Annotated in this window: 15 protein-coding genes; 2 read left to right on the top strand and 13 right to left on the bottom strand. The window is 51.8% G+C overall.

Annotated elements, in window-relative coordinates:
- Positions 1-107 precede the first annotated feature (107 nt).
- The 3 genes from J7439_RS07465 to secA all read right to left on the bottom strand — a co-directional run bounded on the left by J7439_RS07465 (position 108) and on the right by secA (position 5,220).
- Entirely contained in the window at positions 108-1,073 is a 966-nt protein-coding gene (locus J7439_RS07465) for a Nudix family hydrolase (RefSeq protein WP_209201200.1), read from the bottom strand.
- Between the two features lie 60 nt (positions 1,074-1,133).
- Complete coding sequence (gene argJ / locus J7439_RS07460; protein ID WP_209201199.1) at positions 1,134-2,351, bottom strand: bifunctional glutamate N-acetyltransferase/amino-acid acetyltransferase ArgJ; 1,218 nt, start codon at positions 2,349-2,351, stop codon at positions 1,134-1,136.
- Positions 2,352-2,484: 133 nt separating this feature from the next.
- Positions 2,485-5,220, bottom strand: a complete 2,736-nt coding sequence (gene secA / locus J7439_RS07455; protein WP_209201198.1) for a preprotein translocase subunit SecA — start codon at positions 5,218-5,220, stop codon at positions 2,485-2,487.
- A 317-nt stretch (positions 5,221-5,537) separates the two neighbouring features.
- On the opposite strand from secA, the gene cysK reads away from it, so the two are divergent.
- The gene (cysK, locus tag J7439_RS07450; RefSeq protein ID WP_209201212.1) at positions 5,538-6,494 is read left to right on the top strand and encodes a cysteine synthase A; all 957 of its coding nucleotides are present in this window, start codon (positions 5,538-5,540) and stop codon (positions 6,492-6,494) included.
- A gap of 7 nt (positions 6,495-6,501) precedes the next feature.
- Positions 6,502-7,584 (top strand): homoserine O-acetyltransferase MetX, encoded by a 1,083-nt coding sequence (gene metX, locus J7439_RS07445; RefSeq protein ID WP_209201197.1) that lies wholly within the window; start codon positions 6,502-6,504, stop codon positions 7,582-7,584.
- A 39-nt stretch (positions 7,585-7,623) separates the two neighbouring features.
- Here metX and J7439_RS07440 read toward each other — a convergent pair whose 3' ends face one another.
- The 10 genes from J7439_RS07440 to murD all read right to left on the bottom strand — a co-directional run bounded on the left by J7439_RS07440 (position 7,624) and on the right by murD (position 19,461).
- A complete protein-coding gene (locus J7439_RS07440; protein WP_209201196.1) occupies positions 7,624-8,559 on the bottom strand; it encodes a M23 family metallopeptidase in 936 nt (311 codons plus the stop codon).
- Between the two features lie 378 nt (positions 8,560-8,937).
- The gene (gene lpxC, locus J7439_RS07435) at positions 8,938-9,852 is read right to left on the bottom strand and encodes a UDP-3-O-acyl-N-acetylglucosamine deacetylase (protein WP_209201195.1); all 915 of its coding nucleotides are present in this window, start codon (positions 9,850-9,852) and stop codon (positions 8,938-8,940) included.
- Positions 9,853-9,954: 102 nt separating this feature from the next.
- Positions 9,955-11,142 (bottom strand): cell division protein FtsZ, encoded by a 1,188-nt coding sequence (ftsZ, locus tag J7439_RS07430; RefSeq protein WP_209201194.1) that lies wholly within the window; start codon positions 11,140-11,142, stop codon positions 9,955-9,957.
- A 77-nt stretch (positions 11,143-11,219) separates the two neighbouring features.
- Positions 11,220-12,455, bottom strand: coding sequence for a cell division protein FtsA (ftsA, locus tag J7439_RS07425; RefSeq protein ID WP_101746660.1), 1,236 nt, complete (start codon positions 12,453-12,455; stop codon positions 11,220-11,222).
- A gap of 53 nt (positions 12,456-12,508) precedes the next feature.
- Positions 12,509-13,324, bottom strand: a complete 816-nt coding sequence (locus J7439_RS07420; protein ID WP_209201193.1) for a cell division protein FtsQ/DivIB — start codon at positions 13,322-13,324, stop codon at positions 12,509-12,511.
- Entirely contained in the window at positions 13,317-14,252 is a 936-nt protein-coding gene (locus J7439_RS07415) for a D-alanine--D-alanine ligase (RefSeq protein WP_209201192.1), read from the bottom strand. Before J7439_RS07415 ends, J7439_RS07420 begins: the two co-directional genes overlap by 8 nt.
- A 33-nt stretch (positions 14,253-14,285) precedes the next feature.
- Positions 14,286-15,743 carry a UDP-N-acetylmuramate--L-alanine ligase gene (gene murC, locus J7439_RS07410; RefSeq protein ID WP_286198247.1) on the bottom strand — a complete coding sequence of 486 codons (1,458 nt, stop codon included), beginning with the start codon at positions 15,741-15,743 and terminating at the stop codon, positions 14,286-14,288.
- On the bottom strand, positions 15,736-16,857 hold the full coding sequence (murG, locus tag J7439_RS07405; RefSeq protein WP_209201191.1) for an undecaprenyldiphospho-muramoylpentapeptide beta-N-acetylglucosaminyltransferase: 1,122 nt from the start codon (positions 16,855-16,857) through the stop codon (positions 15,736-15,738). Before murG ends, murC begins: the two co-directional genes overlap by 8 nt.
- Positions 16,850-18,031 carry a putative lipid II flippase FtsW gene (ftsW, locus tag J7439_RS07400; RefSeq protein WP_209276775.1) on the bottom strand — a complete coding sequence of 394 codons (1,182 nt, stop codon included), beginning with the start codon at positions 18,029-18,031 and terminating at the stop codon, positions 16,850-16,852. The genes murG and ftsW overlap by 8 nt, the downstream gene beginning before the upstream one ends.
- Positions 18,032-18,084: 53 nt before the next feature.
- Positions 18,085-19,461, bottom strand: coding sequence for a UDP-N-acetylmuramoyl-L-alanine--D-glutamate ligase (gene murD / locus J7439_RS07395; RefSeq protein ID WP_353623018.1), 1,377 nt, complete (start codon positions 19,459-19,461; stop codon positions 18,085-18,087).
- Positions 19,462-19,505: the final 44 nt, after the last annotated feature.

Below are 19,505 nucleotides of genomic sequence, written 5' to 3'. Positions count from 1 at the left end.
TAGGAATTAAATAACTTCTATTTATTTAAAAATAATAATTAAAGCGAAACTGGCCAATAATTGATAGACCCTATAGCTCTGAGCAGGCGTTCCGAAGCCAGAGAAAATCAGTCCCGGAAAGCCTGAATGGCAGCAATTCCCCTGGCACCCAGCTGCCGGGCAAGCTCCGTATCTTCTGGATTCATCCCCCCAAGCCAGAACACAGGTACTTTTGCCATGCCAGTCAGCATCTTAGCCCGCTCCAACCCCAGAGGGCTGGCCTCAGGATGGGAAGTGGTTGCCTTGACCGGTGACAGGGTAATAAAGTCCACCGCCATTGCCTCGGCCGCTTTGATCTGCGCCTTATCGTGACATGAGGCGGCCAAAAGCTGGCCGCTATGGCGCTTTTCAGGTTTAAACGGCAAACCCAGCTGACGGGAGGTCAAATGCAGCCCATGGCACCATGACTCTGACAAAAGGGAGAAATCCCCTTTGATGATCAGCGTCCCACCAGCGGCCTGAACGAAACTCGACAGTTCCCGTGCCAGCCGCAGATAGTCACCCCCCTCAAGCCAATTAGCCCGAAATTGAATCAGTTGAATACCGTTATCCAGCGCTGCCAAAACGCTGTTGAAGAGCGCTTCTTTTTCCGCAAAATGCCCGGTAATCATATAAAGGTCGGGGAGTTGCAGCGCCCGGAGAATCACCTTATTGGCTTCAGGAAACTCATAGTCATTAAGACAATCCTTCTCAACCCACTGAATCAACTGACCCTCATTGCCTTTCGGCTCACCCTGAATACCACTGACCACCCAGGTATCCAGCAATACGGACTTATCAGGGTAGTCATGGCGAATTTTGATTAATGGTGAAAAAGTGGCAACGCCAATATCCAGCTCTTCACGAAGTTCGCGGCTCAGGGCGACCCTGATATCTTCCCCGGGCTCCACTTTACCGCCGGGAAACTCCCATAAACCGCCCATGTGTTTATCTTCAGGACGTTTGGCCAGCAAAACCCGGCCATCGTCCCCAAGAATCACAGCAACTGCCACATGAAGCACGTTTCTATTGTCAACCTTGCTTTTTTCGACCATAGCTTTTTCGTTAGTCGCTTTTTCGTTACCAGCTTGTCAATAATTATTGAGGCAATGGGTTCAGGTGCGATACTCGGCGTTGATCTTTACATACTCATGGGATAAATCGCTCGTCCAGATCTCTTCGGTGCAATGGCCTGCGCCCAGGGAAATCCTGATCAGGATGTCCTCCTGATCCATCACTTTCTGGCCGGCTTCTTCGGTATAACCCTCTGCGGGCTGGCCACAGTCAACAATGGCAGTATCCCCCAGCCAGATGGATACACGATCAATCTCAAGCTTCGGAATATCGGCCCGGCCAACCGCTGCCAGAATTCGCCCCCAGTTTGGGTCACTGGCAAACAGGGCCGTTTTAACCAGTGGTGAATGGGCGACGGTATAAGCCACTTCCAGGGCGTCCTGATGGGAGGCCGCCTCTGCCACTTTTACGGTGACAAATTTGGTGGCTCCCTCGCCATCCCTGACAATCGCCTGGGCAAGCTCAACAGCCACCTCTCGAAGGCTCGCCGCTAACTTTTCGGCCAACCCGGAATCCCGGGAAGTGATTGCATCATTACCAGCCGCCCCTGTGGCAACCACCATAAAGCTGTCATTGGTCGATGTATCACCATCAATGGTGATCCGGTTAAAGGATTGGTTGGTAATGTCCAGCAGCAGGTTTTGCAGAAACGTTTGTTCAACCGCCGCATCCGTTGCGATATAAGCCAGCATGGTGCCCATATTGGGCTTGATCATTCCGGCACCCTTACTGATTCCGGAGACCGTATAGGTGGTTCCCTCATGCTGAAATTGACGGCTGCTGCCTTTAGGTCGCGTATCGGTGGTCATGATGCCTTCCGCTGCATGCAACCAGTTATCTTCTTGCAAATCAGACAGCGCCGCTGGTAGCGCTGCACAGAGCGTATTGACCGGAAGCTGCTCACCAATCACGCCGGTTGAAAACGGCAGGACCTGACACTCATTAACGCCGGACAACGTCGCCAGCTCGGATGACGTCTGCCTGGCTGCTGCCATTCCCTGCTCACCGGTGCCTGCATTGGCATTGCCGGTGTTAATCAGAAAGTAACGGGGATCATCGGTTAAGCGCTCCCGGCTTAAATGAACCGGGGCCGCACAGAAGCGGTTAAGGGTAAAAACCCCGGCCACTGAGCTGCCCTTATCCCAGTTCATAACCACAAGATCCCGGCGGCCGGGTTTTCTGATACCCGCCATAGCCGTTCCCAGGCGAAAGCCCCTGACCGGTTTCACTGCTGCCCATTCCCCAGAACCCGTTGCCATGATTGACTCCATTGGTGATATCGTTGCTTATTCTTGACTGATTTTGTTGTTACGCCTTGAGCAGATGCTGATGCACAAACAAAAACGGGTCAGCCTGTTAAGGCTGACCCGCAGTTTAAGTTACCTGCCCTGATCAGGCAATTTTACCGTGGCACTGTTTGAACTTCTTACCGGAACCACATGGACACGGATCGTTCCGCCCCACTTTACGCCCTTCCCGGACAAATGGCTGGTGCGCTTCCTCTTCGGGTGCTTCGGTTGCTTCTGCTTCTACACCCTGGGCCCTGGCATGCTCAAACTGCATTCTCCGGGCCATTTCCTCACGACGCTGACGTTCCATCTCAGCGGTTCGATCATCTTCCTGCACCTGCACATGGGAGATAATACGAATTGTGTCGTACTTGATATCCTCAAGCATCTGCTGGAATAACTCAAACGCCTCACGCTTGTATTCCTGCTTGGGGTTCTTCTGGGCATAACCACGGAGATGAATACCCTGTCTCAGGTGGTCCATGGTGGCCAGATGCTCTTTCCACTTGTCATCCAGAATCCGCAGCAGAATATGCTTTTCAAAGTTGCGCAGAACTTCAGCACCGGCCAATTCTTCCTTCTTGCGGTAGGAATCGATTACCCCCTGGAGAATACGCTCGCGAAGCGCCTCTTCATCCAGACGATCATCTTCATCCAGCCACTGCTGAACCGGCATACGCTCATTGAGCTCGCTGGCCAGCTTTTCTTCCAGTCCTTTCACATCCCACTGCTCTTCCAGGCTCTGGGGTGGAATGTGCTGACTGATCAGGCCACTGACCACGTCTTCACGGAGTGCTTCAATACTGGAAGAAACATCCTCTGCACTGAGCAGTTCATCCCGTTGATGATAAATGACCTTACGCTGGTCATTGGCAACATCATCATATTCCAGCAGCTGCTTACGAATATCAAAGTTGCGACCTTCCACTTTACGCTGGGCTTTTTCGATGGCATTGGTCACCATGCGGTGTTCAATGGCTTCACCTTTTTCCATGCCCAGGGCTTTCATAAAGTTCTTGACCCGCTCAGAAGCGAAAATCCGCATCAGGCTGTCTTCCAGAGACAGATAAAAACGGGAGGAACCCGGGTCGCCCTGACGACCGGAACGACCTCTTAACTGGTTATCAATACGTCGTGACTCGTGACGCTCGGTACCGATAATATGCAGACCACCGGCTTCAAGCACCGCCATGTGGCGTTTCTGCCAATCCGCTTTAATCTGATCAATTTGCTCCTGGGCCGGGTTATCCAGCTCGGCAACTTCTGACTTCCAGTTACCGCCCAGCATGATATCGGTACCACGACCCGCCATATTGGTGGCAATGGTGACCGCACCGGGTCGACCAGCCTGGGCAATGATATCCGCCTCTTTCTCATGGAATTTGGCATTCAGTACCTGGTGAGCAATACCGGCTTTATCAAGGGCTTTGGACAGATGTTCAGAAGAGTCGATAGACGCCGTACCCACCAGAACCGGACGCTCGGCTTTCACCGTTTCCTTGATATCTTCAATAATGGCGTCGTATTTTTCCGCGATCGTCAGATAGACGAGATCATTGCCATCCTGACGAACCATCTCCTTGTGGGTAGGAATAACAATGACGTCCAGGCCATAAATCTGACGGAACTCGAACGCTTCGGTATCGGCAGTACCGGTCATGCCGGACAGCTTGTCATAATTCCGGAAATAATTCTGGAACGTTGTGGAAGCCAGAGTCTGGCTCTCCGCCTGAATACGCAGCCCCTCTTTCGCTTCAATCGCCTGATGGAGACCTTCCGAGAGACGACGGCCCGGCATGGTACGACCGGTATGCTCATCCACCAGCAGAACTTCATTATTCTGAACAATATATTCCACATTGCGGTTAAACAGCACATGAGCCTTCAGGGCTGAGTTCGCATGGTGCAGCAGGTTCAGGTTGTTGGAGGCGTAAAGGCTTTCCCCTTCCGGCAACAAACCTTCCTGTTGCAACAACTCTTCAATAAACTGATGGCCCAGTTCATTCAACTCAACCTGGCGGGTCTTCTCATCTACTGAGTAATGACCGGTAAGTTCAACGGTATTGGGATCCTGATCTTCAGGAATGGGCTCCTGTCTTTGCAGCCTGGGAACCAGCTGATTCATCTTTTTATAAAGTTCAGAGGAGTCTTCAGCCGGACCGGAAATGATCAGCGGTGTTCTGGCCTCATCAATCAGAATCGAGTCAACCTCATCGACAATAGAAAAGAAGAGATCACGCTGGAAGCGATCTTCCTTCCGGAAGGCCATGTTGTCACGAAGGTAGTCAAAACCAAACTCGTTGTTGGTTCCGTAAGTGATATCCGCCTGGTACGCCTGACGCTTCTCTTCCGGATCCTGCTGCGGAACAACAATGCCCACGCTCATCCCCAGAAACTCATAGAGCGGGCGCATCCAGTTCGCATCACGACGGGCCAGGTAATCATTTACGGTAACCACATGAACGCCCTGACCGGGAATCGCATTCAAATAAGCAGGCAGGGTGGCCACCAGTGTCTTACCTTCACCGGTGCGCATCTCGGCAATGCGCCCTTCATGGAGGGTCATGCCACCAATAAGCTGGACATCAAAATGACGCATGCCCATCACCCGCTTGCCCGACTCACGAACCACCGCAAACGCCTCAGGCAAAAGGTCGTCAAGGGTTTCGCCTTTGTTGAAGCGCTCGCGAAACTCTCCGGTTTTAGCCTTCAGCTCATCGTCGCTCAAAGCCGCCAGGCTTTCTTCCAGGGCATTGATTGATTTGACAATCTTGCCCATCCGTTTCAGCTGGCGGTCATTCCGGCTACCAATAACTTTCTTAATTAACGAAGCAAACATAAGTTGTTAACAGTCTCACACTCTGTTTCCGGAGCTGTCCTCCTACCAACAAATCCGGGCCGGAGCAGACAAGCGCACAATAGTCCAACATTCTATGACAATCACGGCAAAGTCTCACCTATATTAGCTGTATTTCTGTGCTGTCAATTAAGCTGAGTCGGTAAAAAATATTCAATGCTTTCAGGCTGGTTTAGATTTTTGCACTGGTATTGAACTGACGGCATACTGGTGTGCCTGAAAATCTGACCAACCCTTTGGCAACAGAGTTCAGAAAAATATCAATCAGGGTGGCGAAAGACAGCAAGAGACATACCCTTATGATTTACAATTCAATTTTAGAAACAATCGGCCAGACTCCCATCGTTAAAATCAATCGCCTGGCACCGGCACACGTCAACTTCTACGTGAAGGCCGAGTACTTTAACCCTATGGCTTCCGTCAAAGACCGATTGGCATTTGCCATCATCAACGACGCCCGGCAAAAAGGTGAACTTGAAGAAGGTCAAACCGTCGTTGAAGCGACCTCCGGTAATACAGGTATCGCCATGGCCATGGTGTGTGCGGCATTGAACCATCCTTTTGTGGCGGTTATGACCGAAACATTCTCTGTTGAGCGACGCAAAATCATGCGTGCCCTGGGTGCCAAAGTTGTACTGACGCCTGCTGCCGAGCGTGGTACCGGCATGGTGCGGGTTGCCAAAGAGTTGTCCGAGAAAAACGGCTGGTTCCTGGCTCGACAGTTTGAAAACGAAGCCAATCCTGAATATCACCGGAACACTACCGCCCCTGAGATTTTGCAGGATTTTGCCGGCAAGCGGCTGGATTATTTTGTCAGTGGTTACGGCACTGGCGGTACCATCACCGGTGTCGGTGAAGTACTTAAGGCTGCCCGTCCAAACATCAAAATCATCTGCACCGAACCTGCCGGTGCGGCATTGCTCAGTGGCAAAGAATGGGCACCGCACAAGATTCAGGGTTGGACGCCGGATTTTATCGCCTCGGTCCTTAACCGTGAAGTCATTGATGAAGTATTGCCGGTTGATGATGTGGTTGCCCGTGATACCGCGCTTGAACTGGCCCGCAAAGAAGGCATCTTCTGTGGCATCTCTGCCGGTGCAACGGTTGCGACTGCACTTGAAGTGGCTGAAACTGCTCCTGAAGGCTCTACCATTCTGGCCATGTTGCCGGATACCGGCGAACGTTACATGTCTACTTTCCTGTTTGATGATATAGCCGAAGGCTCAGACGACGAAGTACTGGAAACCTTAAAGTAATACTGTCTTGAGTTATTCGATACAGCTCCTCGAAGACGGCTCCAGACTGTTTACAAGTACGAAGCCGTTCACCCTTGCCAATGGCCGGGTATTGGAACACTGGCAGTTGTGTTACGAAACTTTCGGCCATTTGAATAAGCAAAGGGATAATGTTGTTCTGATTCATCATGCCTTGAGTGTCGGACCCCATGTAGCTGCCACTGAAGCCAATCCGAAAAAGGGTTGGTGGCAGGCAATGGTGGGACCGGGCAAAGCGGTTGATACCGACAGGTATCATGTTATTTGCATCAACAATTTGGGCAGTTGTTTTGGTTCAACCAGTCCGGTGACCATTAACAAGGTGACCGGTAAGCCCTGGGCAGGGGAATTTCCGGAGGTGGTGATAGAAGACATGGTGCACAGTCAGAAGTTATTGCTTGACCACCTCGGCATTGAGAGTCTGTATGCCATGATCGGTAACTCAATGGGCGCTATGGTTTCACTGACTTGGGCAATTGCTTATCCCGATTCAGTGCAAAGGGTGCTGTTGACCAGTTCGTCCTATAAGGCATATCCGGCCAATATTGCTAACCGTCGTATCCAGCAGGAATCGATTCGGCTGGATCCTGCTTTTAAAGATGGTAATTATGAACCGGATGCCCTGCTGAACGGATTTCGATTGGCACGAAAGCTTGGGCTTTATACTTATCGTAACGCCGCCGAATGGAACCGACGCTTCAATAGTTTCAACAACATCGGTATGCGTGATGAAGAAATCAACAGTTATATGGACTATAACGCCGATCTGTTTTGCCGCAGCTTTGATGCCAATTGCTATTTGGTGCTAACCGCCGCAATGGACCGATATGATGTGACGCAGCCATACGAATCGCTCGCAGCCACTTTCGGCAGAATTACCGCTAAAACCACAGTGATTTCGGTAGAGAGTGATATTCTGTTCACTCCGCAACAACAGCAAGAGCTGTACCAGGGTCTGCTGAAGGGACGGGTGGACTGTTACTATATCAACCACCCCTCCCAATATGGCCATGATGCCTTCCTGGTAGAAACCGAAGCCTTCGATCACTACCTACGAGTATTTCTCGACTGAAAAAACCCGCCCTGAGGAAGAAAAAATCAGCCTTAAATCCTACTTACTTGCTCTGTAGATATATCTCGAAGGGTCCTGAGGCTTACCATTTTTCAAAACCTCAAAGTGAACATGTGGTCCGGTTGACCGCCCGGAACTGCCCATTTTGGCAATGGCCTGCCCTCTGGTGACAATATCACCGACCTTGACCAGATTTTCTTCATTGTGGGCATAACGTGTCAGATAACCATTGCCATGATTGACCTCCACCAGAAGCCCAAAGCCTGAGCGGTTGCCTGACCAGACAACAACACCTGCCGCCACTGAAATAATATCTGAGCCGCGCTTACCGGCAAAATCCACCCCCTTATGCCAGGCACCCTTACCAGTAAACGGGTCTGTACGGCGACCATAACGGGAAGAGAGCCAGCCTTTTCTGACGGGCAAACCCGCCAGAAATGCATCGTCGTGAAGGGTTCTGTTGGAAATAAGGTTATCCAGAAGGTCCAGCTGTTCTTCACGGTTATCGATCTGATCCGCCAATTGATCAATAGCCTCAATCAGACTCACCTTGCTGTAGGCTGCTTCCGCTTCAGCAAACTCCTGAGGGCCACCCAGTGCAGGCGCTTCACCGAAGTCAAACTCACCATCATCCAGCTTTGCCTTGCTGGTAAGGCGTTCGCCAAGGGCATCAAGTCGGGTCATACGCCCTTGAAGTTCAGACAGCCTGAGCATCAGGGCATCCAGCTGGTTTTGTGCCTGCTGACGAACCAGACCAAGATCCTGTTGCTGTGTATCCAGAACCTGTTTCCAGTTTTTTACGCCTTCACTGGTTAACATGTGCTCCTGGTTATTAGTCAACCAGGCATACATTGCGCCACCACCAACGGCCATGGAGAGCAAAAAAGCACAGCAAAACAGAACCCCTACCCGTTTTCCACTTCCGGAATAAGTTCGGGTTCGAGAATGATCCTGGTTAACAACAATAATTTTCATCAGCAGCCCTTAATGCCAAACCCGCAGCATATCTCCACTATTGTATTTCAGGAGCATGCAAAATACAGAACCAGAGGACGGATTTCCTCACTTCTACAGTTACGCTCGTCTACATCCCACCCTGCCTTAAAGAGCCACCTGATACTGATGTTATCGTTGTAAAACGGTATTTTTTAATGCGATCAACGACAGTTCAAGATCAAAAAAACAGTACTATTGAATAACATGCACTTATCAGAAACCAGTTTGGGATAAAGACTTTTTACTGACAGCCTCCTAAAAAAAAGGCCACTATCATTGTGGCCTGATTCAAGACTAAAATTTTCCAGCCTCGCAAAAAAACACGTAACAGATCAGCATTAACTCAAGAAGCACTCATCAAGCCGTTACAGCGACGGGCTTCTGATAGGAGATCGGAGAAACCTCAGCCTCTTCAAAAGTCACTATCTCCCATAATTTCTCATTGGCAAGCAACGTTCTAACCAGTTTATTGTTAAGTTCATGGCCAGATTTATAACCAATAAACTGACCGATCAAACTATGCCCCAGCAAATAAAGGTCGCCGATCGCGTCCAGCATCTTATGTTTGACAAACTCATCGTGATAACGGAGGCCATCTTCATTGAGAATTCGGTACTCATCGACAACAACCACATTATCCACGCTGCCGCCAAGGGCCAGATTCTGGGAACGCAGGTACTCGACATCACGCATAAAACCGAAAGTACGGGCCCTGCTGACTTCCTTCACAAAAGAGGTACTGGAGAAGTCAATCGACGCTGTCTGAGAGCGGCTTTTGAAAACAGGATGATCAAAGTCAATGGTGAAACTTACTTTGAAACCGTCGTATGGTTTGAACGTTGCCGTTTTATCCCCATCCGTCACCATCACATCTTCTTTGATGCGAATGAACTTCTTGGGCGCATTCTGCTCCTGGATACCTGCGGACTGGAGCAGGAAAACGAATGGACCAGCGCTGCCGTCCATAATGGGAACTTCGTGGGCACTGACCTCAACGTAGGCGTTATCAATACCCAGCCCGGCCAGAGCGGAGAGAAGGTGTTCAACAGTGTCAATTCGGGTGCCGTCTTTATGCAAAGACGTGCACAGTGTCGTCTGCCCGACATTCAGGGCATGTGCCGGAATTTCAACGACCGGGTCAAGGTCTGTACGACAGAAAATGATGCCGGTATCTACGGGAGCAGGCTTAAGAGTAAGGTAAACCTTTTCACCGGAGTGAAGGCCCACGCCCGTAGCACGAATAATATTTTTCAGTGTACGCTGTCTGATCATGATAACGCTGTTCCGCGACCTGTAAGGTCCCTGTTATTTGGATGCAACGTCACATTGTAACAAAAGTAACAATTGAGACAAGTTCGCATTTATACGCCCTGATTAATCCGCCTGACGCCTTAGAAATGCCGGTATATCGAGGTAATCGACACTATCTCCGGTAGCCACCGCTGCCCGTTTACCTTCTTCCCGCGGACCCACTTCCTCTTCCTCCTTCTTTTTGTCACGCAACAGAGGAGAAATGTCCAGCCTGCCATAGTCAGGTGTGCCGTCTTTGTTTTTTGGCGGTGCTTTTTCAACCACCTTCAACTGTTCCCTGGCAACGCCGCCAGCACCAATACCGGTTGCCACAACAGTCACCCGCAGCTCGTCCGCCAACTCCGAGTCAATAACAGTACCGATAACGACGGTTGCATCGTTAGACGCAAACTGACTTACAACATCGCCTACCTGGTTGTACTCACCAACGGTAAAATCAAGGCCGGCAGTGATGTTAACCAGAACACCTTTGGCTCCCTGCAGATCCACATCTTCCAGCAGCGGACTGCGGATGGCTTTCTCGGCGGCTTCTGCTGCACGGCCGCTACCCGTGGCAACTCCGGTACCCATCATCGCCATACCCATTTCTGACATCACTGTGCGAACATCGGCAAAGTCAACGTTGATGAGACCATCACGGGTAATCAGTTCAGAAATACCCTGCACCGCACCCAGCAGAACATCATTGGCAGCACCAAAGGCATTGAGCAGACTGACATCACTGCCAAGCACTGGTAATAACTTTTCATTGGGAATGGTAATCAGCGAGTCCACATGCTCCTGAAGCTCTTTAAGACCTTCTTCGGCAACCGCCATTCTGCGCTTGCCTTCAAAACCGAATGGCTTCGTGACCACGGCGACGGTCAGTGCGCCAAGCTCCCGGGCTATCTCGGCAACCACCGGAGCTGCGCCGGTCCCTGTACCACCGCCCATACCAGCGGCAATAAAGACCATATCCGCACCTTTGAGGAGCTCGGCGATACGCTCCCTGTCTTCCATCGCCGCCTCGCGACCAACATTCGGGTTCGCGCCTGCACCAAGCCCTCGCGTGATCGAGGCACCCAGCTGCAGGTGAGTATGGGCCTGCAAATGCTGCTTTTTCAGCGCCTGGGCGTCGGTGTTTGCACAGACAAACTCAACACCTTCGAGCTGACTCTTCAGCATGTGGCAGACTGCATTACCACCACCACCACCGACACCGATAACTTTTATGACCGCTTCCTGCGGTACGTTATCCACCAATTCAAACATGGTCATCTCCTTTTTATCACCCTTAATCTAACAAATACTTACCAATACCGTTACTGAAAATCTGCGCGGCCACACACTTAAAAGTTCTGAAACCAGCGCTTCATCTTGTCCATCAGCCCAGCATCCTGAGGTTTGCTGGCGATCGACTTTTTCAAACCGTCTTTCTGCATTTTCTGGCCATAGTGCAACAGCCCGACACCCGTTGAATAAATGGGATTACTGACCACGTCACTCAGCCCTTTCACTAACTGCGGTACACCCAGCCTGACCGGCATGTGGAAAATCTCTTCTGCCAGCTCAATAGCTCCTTCAATCTTGGAAGTACCACCGGTCAGAACGATGCCTGCGGGGATCAGGTCTTCGAAACCACTGCGCCTGATCTCTGCATTAATTAACGTAAACAGCTCGTCATAACGAGGTTCTACCACCTCTGCCAGTGCCTGCCGTGAAAGTTCCCTGGAGGGTCGCTCACCGACACTGGGAACTTTAATGGTTTCATCGGCTCCGGCCAGCTGGGCCAGGGCACAGGCATATTTAATCTTTATGTCTTCGGCATTTTGCGTAGGCGTTCGCAAGGCCATGGCAATGTCATTGGTCACCTGATCACCGGCAATGGGAATCACTGCCGTATGCCGAATGGCACCGTCAGTAAAGATGGCGATATCTGTCGTGCCACCGCCGATATCCACCATACAGACGCCCAGCTCTTTCTCATCTTCTGAAAGCACCGAATAACTTGAAGCCAGCTGCTCAAGAATAATATCGTCCACTTCCAGACCACAGCGACGAATGCAGTTCTCAATATTCTGGGCCGCATTAACAGCGCAGGTCACCAGATGAACCTTGGCTTCCAGCCGGACACCGGACATCCCATGAGGCTCCTTGATCCCCTCCTGGTTATCAATGGCATACTCCTGTGGAAGAATATGCAGAATCCGCTGATCCGCCGGAATTGCCACCGCCTGGGCGGCATCAATCACCCGGTCAATATCGGCACCATTCACTTCACGCTCACGTATCGCAACGATACCGTGGGAGTTAAGACTCTTGATGTGATTGCCGGCAATACCGGCATAGACCGAGTGTATCTGACATCCGGCCATTAGCTCAGCTTCTTCAACGGCTCTCTTAATGGCATGGACCGTAGAGTCAATATTAACCACAACGCCACGCTTAAGCCCGCGGGAAATATGCGAGCCGATGCCGATGACTTCAATGTCACCCTCAGCGTTGAGCTCTCCGACAATAGCCACGACTTTCGAGGTGCCTATATCCAACCCAACGATCAATCTTCCATTATCTGCCGCTGTCATGGCATCAATCTTCCCAAACTTCTCTAACGATCATAAATCTGAGCCTGGCTGACTTATTTTGACCCCGTTTTCACCAGCGTCTCACTCCAGGCAACCGAAGCACCGTTCAAATATCGCAAATCTACCCGCTTTACCTGATCCCAGCGAGGCTCCAGCCTGGCATGATAAAGCCGGACAAAACGCTGCAGTCTTTCCATCCTTCGGTCACGACCAATATTGACCTCAACATGTCCTATGGTAAATCGCCATGATCCACTATTGCTACGCTTCAGCATGGTCAGCCTGAGCCCCATAGGCCTGAGCAACTGGCTGATGGCCAGATATTGCTGCATCACCTCAACCGCCATCTCTTCCGGGCCACCCAGAACCGGCATGGCGGAAAAACCGGCAATATCCTCTGGTGCAAACACCTCACCTTCATTGCTGATCAGGGCGCTGCTGCCCCATCTCGCCACGGGCTGCTGTTCGGTCAGGCTCACCTGGACACTGTCAGGCCACTGTCGTCGAACCGAGGCAGTCTTAACCCAGGGCATTGCCATCAGAACCTGCTGCATCTCCCGCAAATCCAGGGCAAAAAAACGGTCCTGTAAATGAGGCTGCAAAACACCCTCTACCTGCTCCCTGGATAAATACTCAAAGCCTGCATGAACTTCCACCCGTGCTATCGGCTGATTCAACCAATTCACCAACCATGGCATTGAGCCCAGCAAACCTGCCAACAGAACAAGAGACACCAGAACCTGAAGCACTCTTTTCCACGGCAGTGTTTTTTTCCCTCTGCCACCACCCTGTTGACTGTCCCTTCGGGATGCACCCCGTACTTCCCCGGACCAACCGGCTGAAACAGACAAACCTGCTCGATCAGACATCCGCTGTTTTCAATATTTCAATCACCAGTTCATCGAAAGATAACCCGGCATCCGCTGCAGCCATAGGTAGCAGACTATGATCTGTCATCCCCGGAATAGTATTGACCTCAAGCAACCAGAATCGACCCTGCTGATCCTGCATAAAGTCAACACGCCCCCAGCCTGAACACCCAAGGGTTTCAAATGCCGTCAGGGCAACCGCCTGCAGTTCCTGCTCCTTAATGGAAGTCAGGCCACAGGGAATGGAGTAGCGGGTATTATCCGACAGATACTTGGCCTGGTAATCATAAAACTCACCCTCTGCCTCAATCCTGATAACAGGCAGTGGCTGACCATTAAGAATACCCACCGTGAACTCAGGCCCATCGATAAACGACTCCACCAGAACAGCACCCTTGTGCTCCGCTGCGCGCTCGCAGGCAGCCTCAAGGTCTTCCCGTCGATCAACCCGTGCCACACCAACACTGGAGCCCTCCATGCTTGGTTTGACAAAGGCGGGCAACAGCGACTCGGCATGGCCAAGATTGTCAACTCCCATGACCAGGGCAAATTCCGGTGTTGGCAGCCCAATGGATTGCCAGAGCAGCTTGCAGCGGTATTTATCCATCGCCAGGGCCGATGCCATGACACCACTGCCGGGATAGGGAATACCCATGGTTTCCAGCAACCCCTGTATCGTTCCATCTTCTCCCCCACCGCCATGCAAGGCAATAAAGGCATAATCAGGCGCATATTGCTGAAGCTGCTCAACAACATTCTCACAGGTATCAATCAGTTGGCATGTCACACCCTGTCGATGCAACGCGGCATAAATACGCTCACCACTGGTCAGGCTCACTTCCCTTTCTGCGGAGTTTCCACCGAAAAGTACAGCAACCTTGCCAAAAGCTTTTGGATCGAAGTGATCACAACTCCGGTCGTACTTCATGCACTGTTTTCCTTTACTATTCAATTCGTAGCTTTACTGTTCTGTCTTCGGCAGAGCCAACTCAGCACTAGCCAGCCTGAGAGCCAGCGCGCCAATATCCCCGGCTCCCTGAGCCAACAGCAAGTCACCATCCTGAAGCACATCCGCCAATACTGACTCAACTTCTTCAGGACGGGCAATAAATATCGGATCAACCAGTCCACGCTGGCGAATACTCCGGCATAGTGAGCGACTGTCCGCCCCTGCAATCGGTTCTTCTCCGGCAGGGTACACTTCCATTAACAGAAGAACATCAACCCTGGACAGCACATCGACAAAATCTTCATACAGATCACGGGTACGAGAGAAGCGATGAGGCTGGTAAATCATCACCAGCCGTTTGTCATCCCAGCCATCACGAACCGCTTTAATGGTCGCATCCACTTCCGTCGGGTGGTGGCCATAATCATCCACCAGCATCACGTCGCCAACCCGGGTAGTAAACTCTCCCAGCACCTGGAAACGTCGACCAACACCATCAAAACGACTCAGCCCTTCAGCAATCACCTGATCCGGAATGCCTTCATCAGCCGCCGTGGCAAACGCGGCCAGAGCATTCAACACGTTATGGCGTCCGGGAATACCCAGTTCAATGGTCACAGGGGCTTCTTCGGCATCACTGCGACGAACAAGGTCAAACGAGGTTCTCATGCCCTGCTGACGAACATTCACTGCCCGGAAATCCGCGTCTTCACTGAAACCATAGGTAATCACCTGTCGTTTGATTTCCGGCAACAGTTCCCGAACAACCGGACAGTCGATACAGACAATCGCCACACCGTAAAAAGGCAGATTGTGCAAGAATTCAATAAATGCCTTTTTCAACTTGCCAAAGTCACCGTCGTAGGTAGACATATGGTCAGCATCAATATTGGTGATAATGGACACCATCGGCTGCAAATGCAGAAAAGAGGCATCAGACTCATCCGCCTCGGCCACCAGGTAACGGCTGCCACCCAGTTTTGCATTGGTACCGGCCGAGTTGAGCCTGCCCCCAATCACAAAAGTCGGGTCCATGCCACTGAACCCGAGGACCGAAGCCAGCAGACTGGTGGTGGTGGTCTTGCCATGGGTACCCGCCACCGCAATGCCGTGGCGATAACGCATTAATTCCGCCAGCATCTGAGCCCGGGGAACAATGGGCAGCCGACGCCTTTCCCCCTCAACCACTTCCGGATTATCTCCGGCAACCGCGGTTGAGGTGACAATAACATCTGCGTTGATCACATTTTCGGCACGGTGGCCAATAAACACCTCAATCCCGAGCCCTTCAAGGCGCTCAGTCACTGATGATGCGCGAATATCCGAGCCAGAGATTTCATACCCCTGATTCAGCAGGACCTCGGCAATGCCACACATGCCGGAACCACCAATACCGACAAAATGGATTTTGCGGATACGCCTCATCTCTGGCACCGCCACAACGGGAATCCGACTCGTTACATTAGGCATAAGAGACCTCCTTACCAGCCGCTTCAAGGCAGAGCCTGACCACGACATCAGTTGCCTGTGGCAAACTGGCCGTTCTTGCTGATGAGGCCATTCGTTCAAGCTGTTCAGGATTATCTGCCAGCTTCAAAATCATGTTTGTCAAACCGTCCACATCCAAATCTTTTTGCTGAACCATCAGGGCTGCACCTCTATCGACCAGGTAACGCCCATTCACTGTTTGATGATCGTCCACCGCAAACGGGAAAGGTACCAGAATTCCGGGTTTTCCTGCCGCTGCCAGTTCTGCGATGGTTAATGCGCCGGAGCGGCAGATGACCAGATCCGCCCACTCATAAGCCTGAGCCATATCATCAATAAACGGCTCTACCCGACCGGAAACGCCGAGCTGCTGATAATCTGCAAGGCACTGCTCAAAGGTTCCCTTACCGGTCTGGTGCCAGACTTCAATCTGAGCACCACAGTTTTGTAAAACCCGGGGAATCAACTGGTTGATTGCCAGGGCTCCGCGGCTTCCCCCCACTACCAGCAGCCTTAAGGGAGTGCGTGGTATATGGGAAGGAACGGCGACAATCTCCGGACGCACCGGATTCCCGGTCAGCATGACTTTCCGGGCAATGCGTGAAGAGAGCCCCGCAAAGGTTCCCGGAAACGCTTCAAGCACCCGGGTAGCAATCCTGGCCAGCAGTTTATTGGTCAGGCCTGCCACGGCATTTTGCTCATGAACCACCAGGGGAATTCCCAACAACCGCGCCGCCACACCACCCGGCCCTGTGACATACCCCCCCATACCAACAACACAAACCGGTCGGTGTTCTCTCAGAACCCGAACGGCTTTAAATAACGAAACAGCCAGACGCCAGGGGGCTTTCAACAGAAAACTCAACCCTTTTCCCCGCAGGCCGGTGACCGGAATAAAGCTGATATCAATGCCATGCCCGGGCACAAGCTCAGCTTCCATACTTCCGGGAGTGCCCAGCCAATGCACCCGGCACCCCTGCTTAATGAGCTCCCCGGCTGTAGCAAGCCCCGGGAAAATATGTCCTCCGGTACCCCCTGCCATAATAATTACTTTGGGTGCATCCGGAGGCGTTTGAGAAACTGCCTGCTCAGCCATTTGTATTACCTCCAGCGGCTTCACTCGTCTTTCGCTCTTGAGACTTGCGCCCCGCAACCGGCTTAACCTCTGTGGCTTTAGTCAGACGACGTTCAAAATCAATGCGTAACAAAATACCAAATGCCAGACAGTTGACAATTAAACTGCTGCCTCCATAGCTGATCATGGGTAAGGCCAGCCCTTTAGTGGGCAGCAGTCCGGTATTCACAGAAATGTTAATCAATGCCTGACAGGCAAAAAGCAGGGCAATACCATAAGCGACAAAGCCATGGAATAACATTCCCCTGGCTTCCGCTCTTGAGCCTAGCTGCAGTGACCGCCAGGCAACAAACAGAAACAGCCCAAGCAGCAGCAACGAACCAATCAGGCCAAACTCTTCTGCCAGGACGGCAAAGACAAAATCCGTGTGCGCCTCCGGCAGGTAAAACAGCTTCTGGATGCTATTGCCCAGCCCTTCACCCAGCCAGGCTCCCCGACCAAACGCGATCAGAGCCTGGGTTAACTGATAGCCACTGCCAAAAGCATGGGCCCATGGGTCCATGTAAGATGTGATACGAGCCATACGATAAGGCTCCATCCAGATCATCAGGACAATCAGGATAATCACGCCGGCAATCATGACCAGAAACTGGTGGAAACGTGCGCCCGCCATAAAGATCATCCCCATCACCGCCACGGTCAGCACCACCAGCGCACCAAGATCCGGCTCCGCAAGCAGCAGCAAAGCCAATCCTGACAGCACCAGCATGGGTTTGATAAAGCCACTCCAGCGAGTACGCACTTCATCAAGATGTCTCACCAGGTAGCCTGCCAGATAAATCACCACACACAGCTTGGCGACCTCTGAGGCTTGCAGGTTAAAGAAGCCAAGGGGAATCCAGCGGACACTGCCATTAATTTCCCGGCCCACAATCAGAACCAACACCAGCAGGAAGAAGGCAACCAGCAAGCCGACCCAGCTCATCTGCTGAATCCGGCTGACAGGCACAAGCATCATAATGCCCATGGCAAACAGCCCCGCCACCATAAACAGCAACTGCTTAAAGACAACTCTCAGTGGATCACCAAAGGTGGCACTGGAAACATCCATAGAGGCTGACCCCACCATCACCAGGCCAATGGCCAGCAGGGCAAGCACAGACCCAAGCAGGACCATGTCAACATTCGTGGACATTGCATCCTGCTCTATGGACTCTTTCTCAGTGAGAAAGCTGTGTCGAACCCGTTTCAGCATAAAATCAAACCATTGACCAGCTCTGCAAATCGATCACCCCGATGCTCAAAACTGTTGAACATATCAAAACTGGCGCATGCCGGTGCCAACAGCACCGCATCACCTGGTTCAGCCAACTCCGCAGCAAGACTGACGGCATCATCCAGACTGGCAGCCTTGTGAATCTCTGCACTTCCCTTCACGGCCTGCTCAATGGCAGGCCCATCACGTCCAATCAATATCAGATGACTGACATAACGCCCAACTGCTGGCTGCAAATCAGAGAAATCCGCACCTTTACCATCACCACCGGCAATCAGAATAATCTTGCCTGCAAGCCCTTCACCCAAGCCTTCGATGGCCGCAACGGAGGCTCCGACATTGGTGGCTTTGGAGTCGTTAAACCAGGCAACGCCACCCTGCTCACCCAACCATTGGCAACGGTGCTTCAACCCGGGAAAGGCCATCAGCGCTTCAAACATGGCATTGGCATCAAGACCTATCGCCTCTCCCAGGGCCAAAGCAGCAAGGGCATTCAAATAATTGTGACGGCCTTTGAGTTTCATCTGCCGGGTATTGATCTGCTTTTCCAGCCCCTTGCTCAGCCAGATGCCGTCATCGTCAGCAAGAAGCCCCATCTGGCCAAGATCCGGAGACCCACTGGTAAAGGTCACAGCTCCCGCAGTCACTGGAAGCAATGGGGAAGTAAGAGGATCATCCCGGTTAAATACGGCGGTTCCGCACCCTTTGTAAATACGCTGCTTGGCCTGGTGGTACTCAATCAGCGTCGGGTAACGATCCATATGGTCCGGGCTGATGTTCAGAACCGTCGCCGCCGTTGCACGGAGACTATGGGTGGTTTCCAGCTGGAAACTGGAAAGCTCCAGAATGTAAACATCAATACTGTCATCATCCAGCAAATCAAGTACTGGAGTTCCGATATTACCCCCTACGCCGGGCTTAAGCCCTGAATAGCTGACCATTTCACCAACCAGCGTGGTCACTGTGCTTTTACCATTGGAGCCGGTAATGGCGACGAGCGGCTTCTTTTTTGTTGAGAAAGCCGAGTCAGCATTGACTGCTCGACAAAACAGCTCAATATCACCAATAGCAATAGCGCCATTGTCCATCGCCCTGGCAATGGCCGGTTCCGACAGAGCGATACCCGGACTAACCACCAACTCATCGGCAGTCATTAACCATTGCTCATTGAAACCACCGGTATGCAAAGGTACATCAGGAAATAGCTGACGGCACTGCGCTTCACCCGGTGGCGTTTCCCGGGTATCAATAATTTTGAACGGCAAACCCTGGCGATAAAGATAACGGGCACAGGACAACCCGGTCTTACCAAGACCGATAATCACACGATTACAGCTCGAGCCAATCAGCCCTGATGGCTCGTTATCTGCTGACTCCTGAGCAGCTGTTTTCT

The organism is Salinisphaera sp. G21_0, assembly GCF_017744115.1.
Taxonomy (GTDB): Bacteria; Pseudomonadota; Gammaproteobacteria; order Pseudomonadales; family Endozoicomonadaceae; genus Endozoicomonas.
This window is presented reverse-complemented; position numbering and strand designations above follow the sequence as displayed.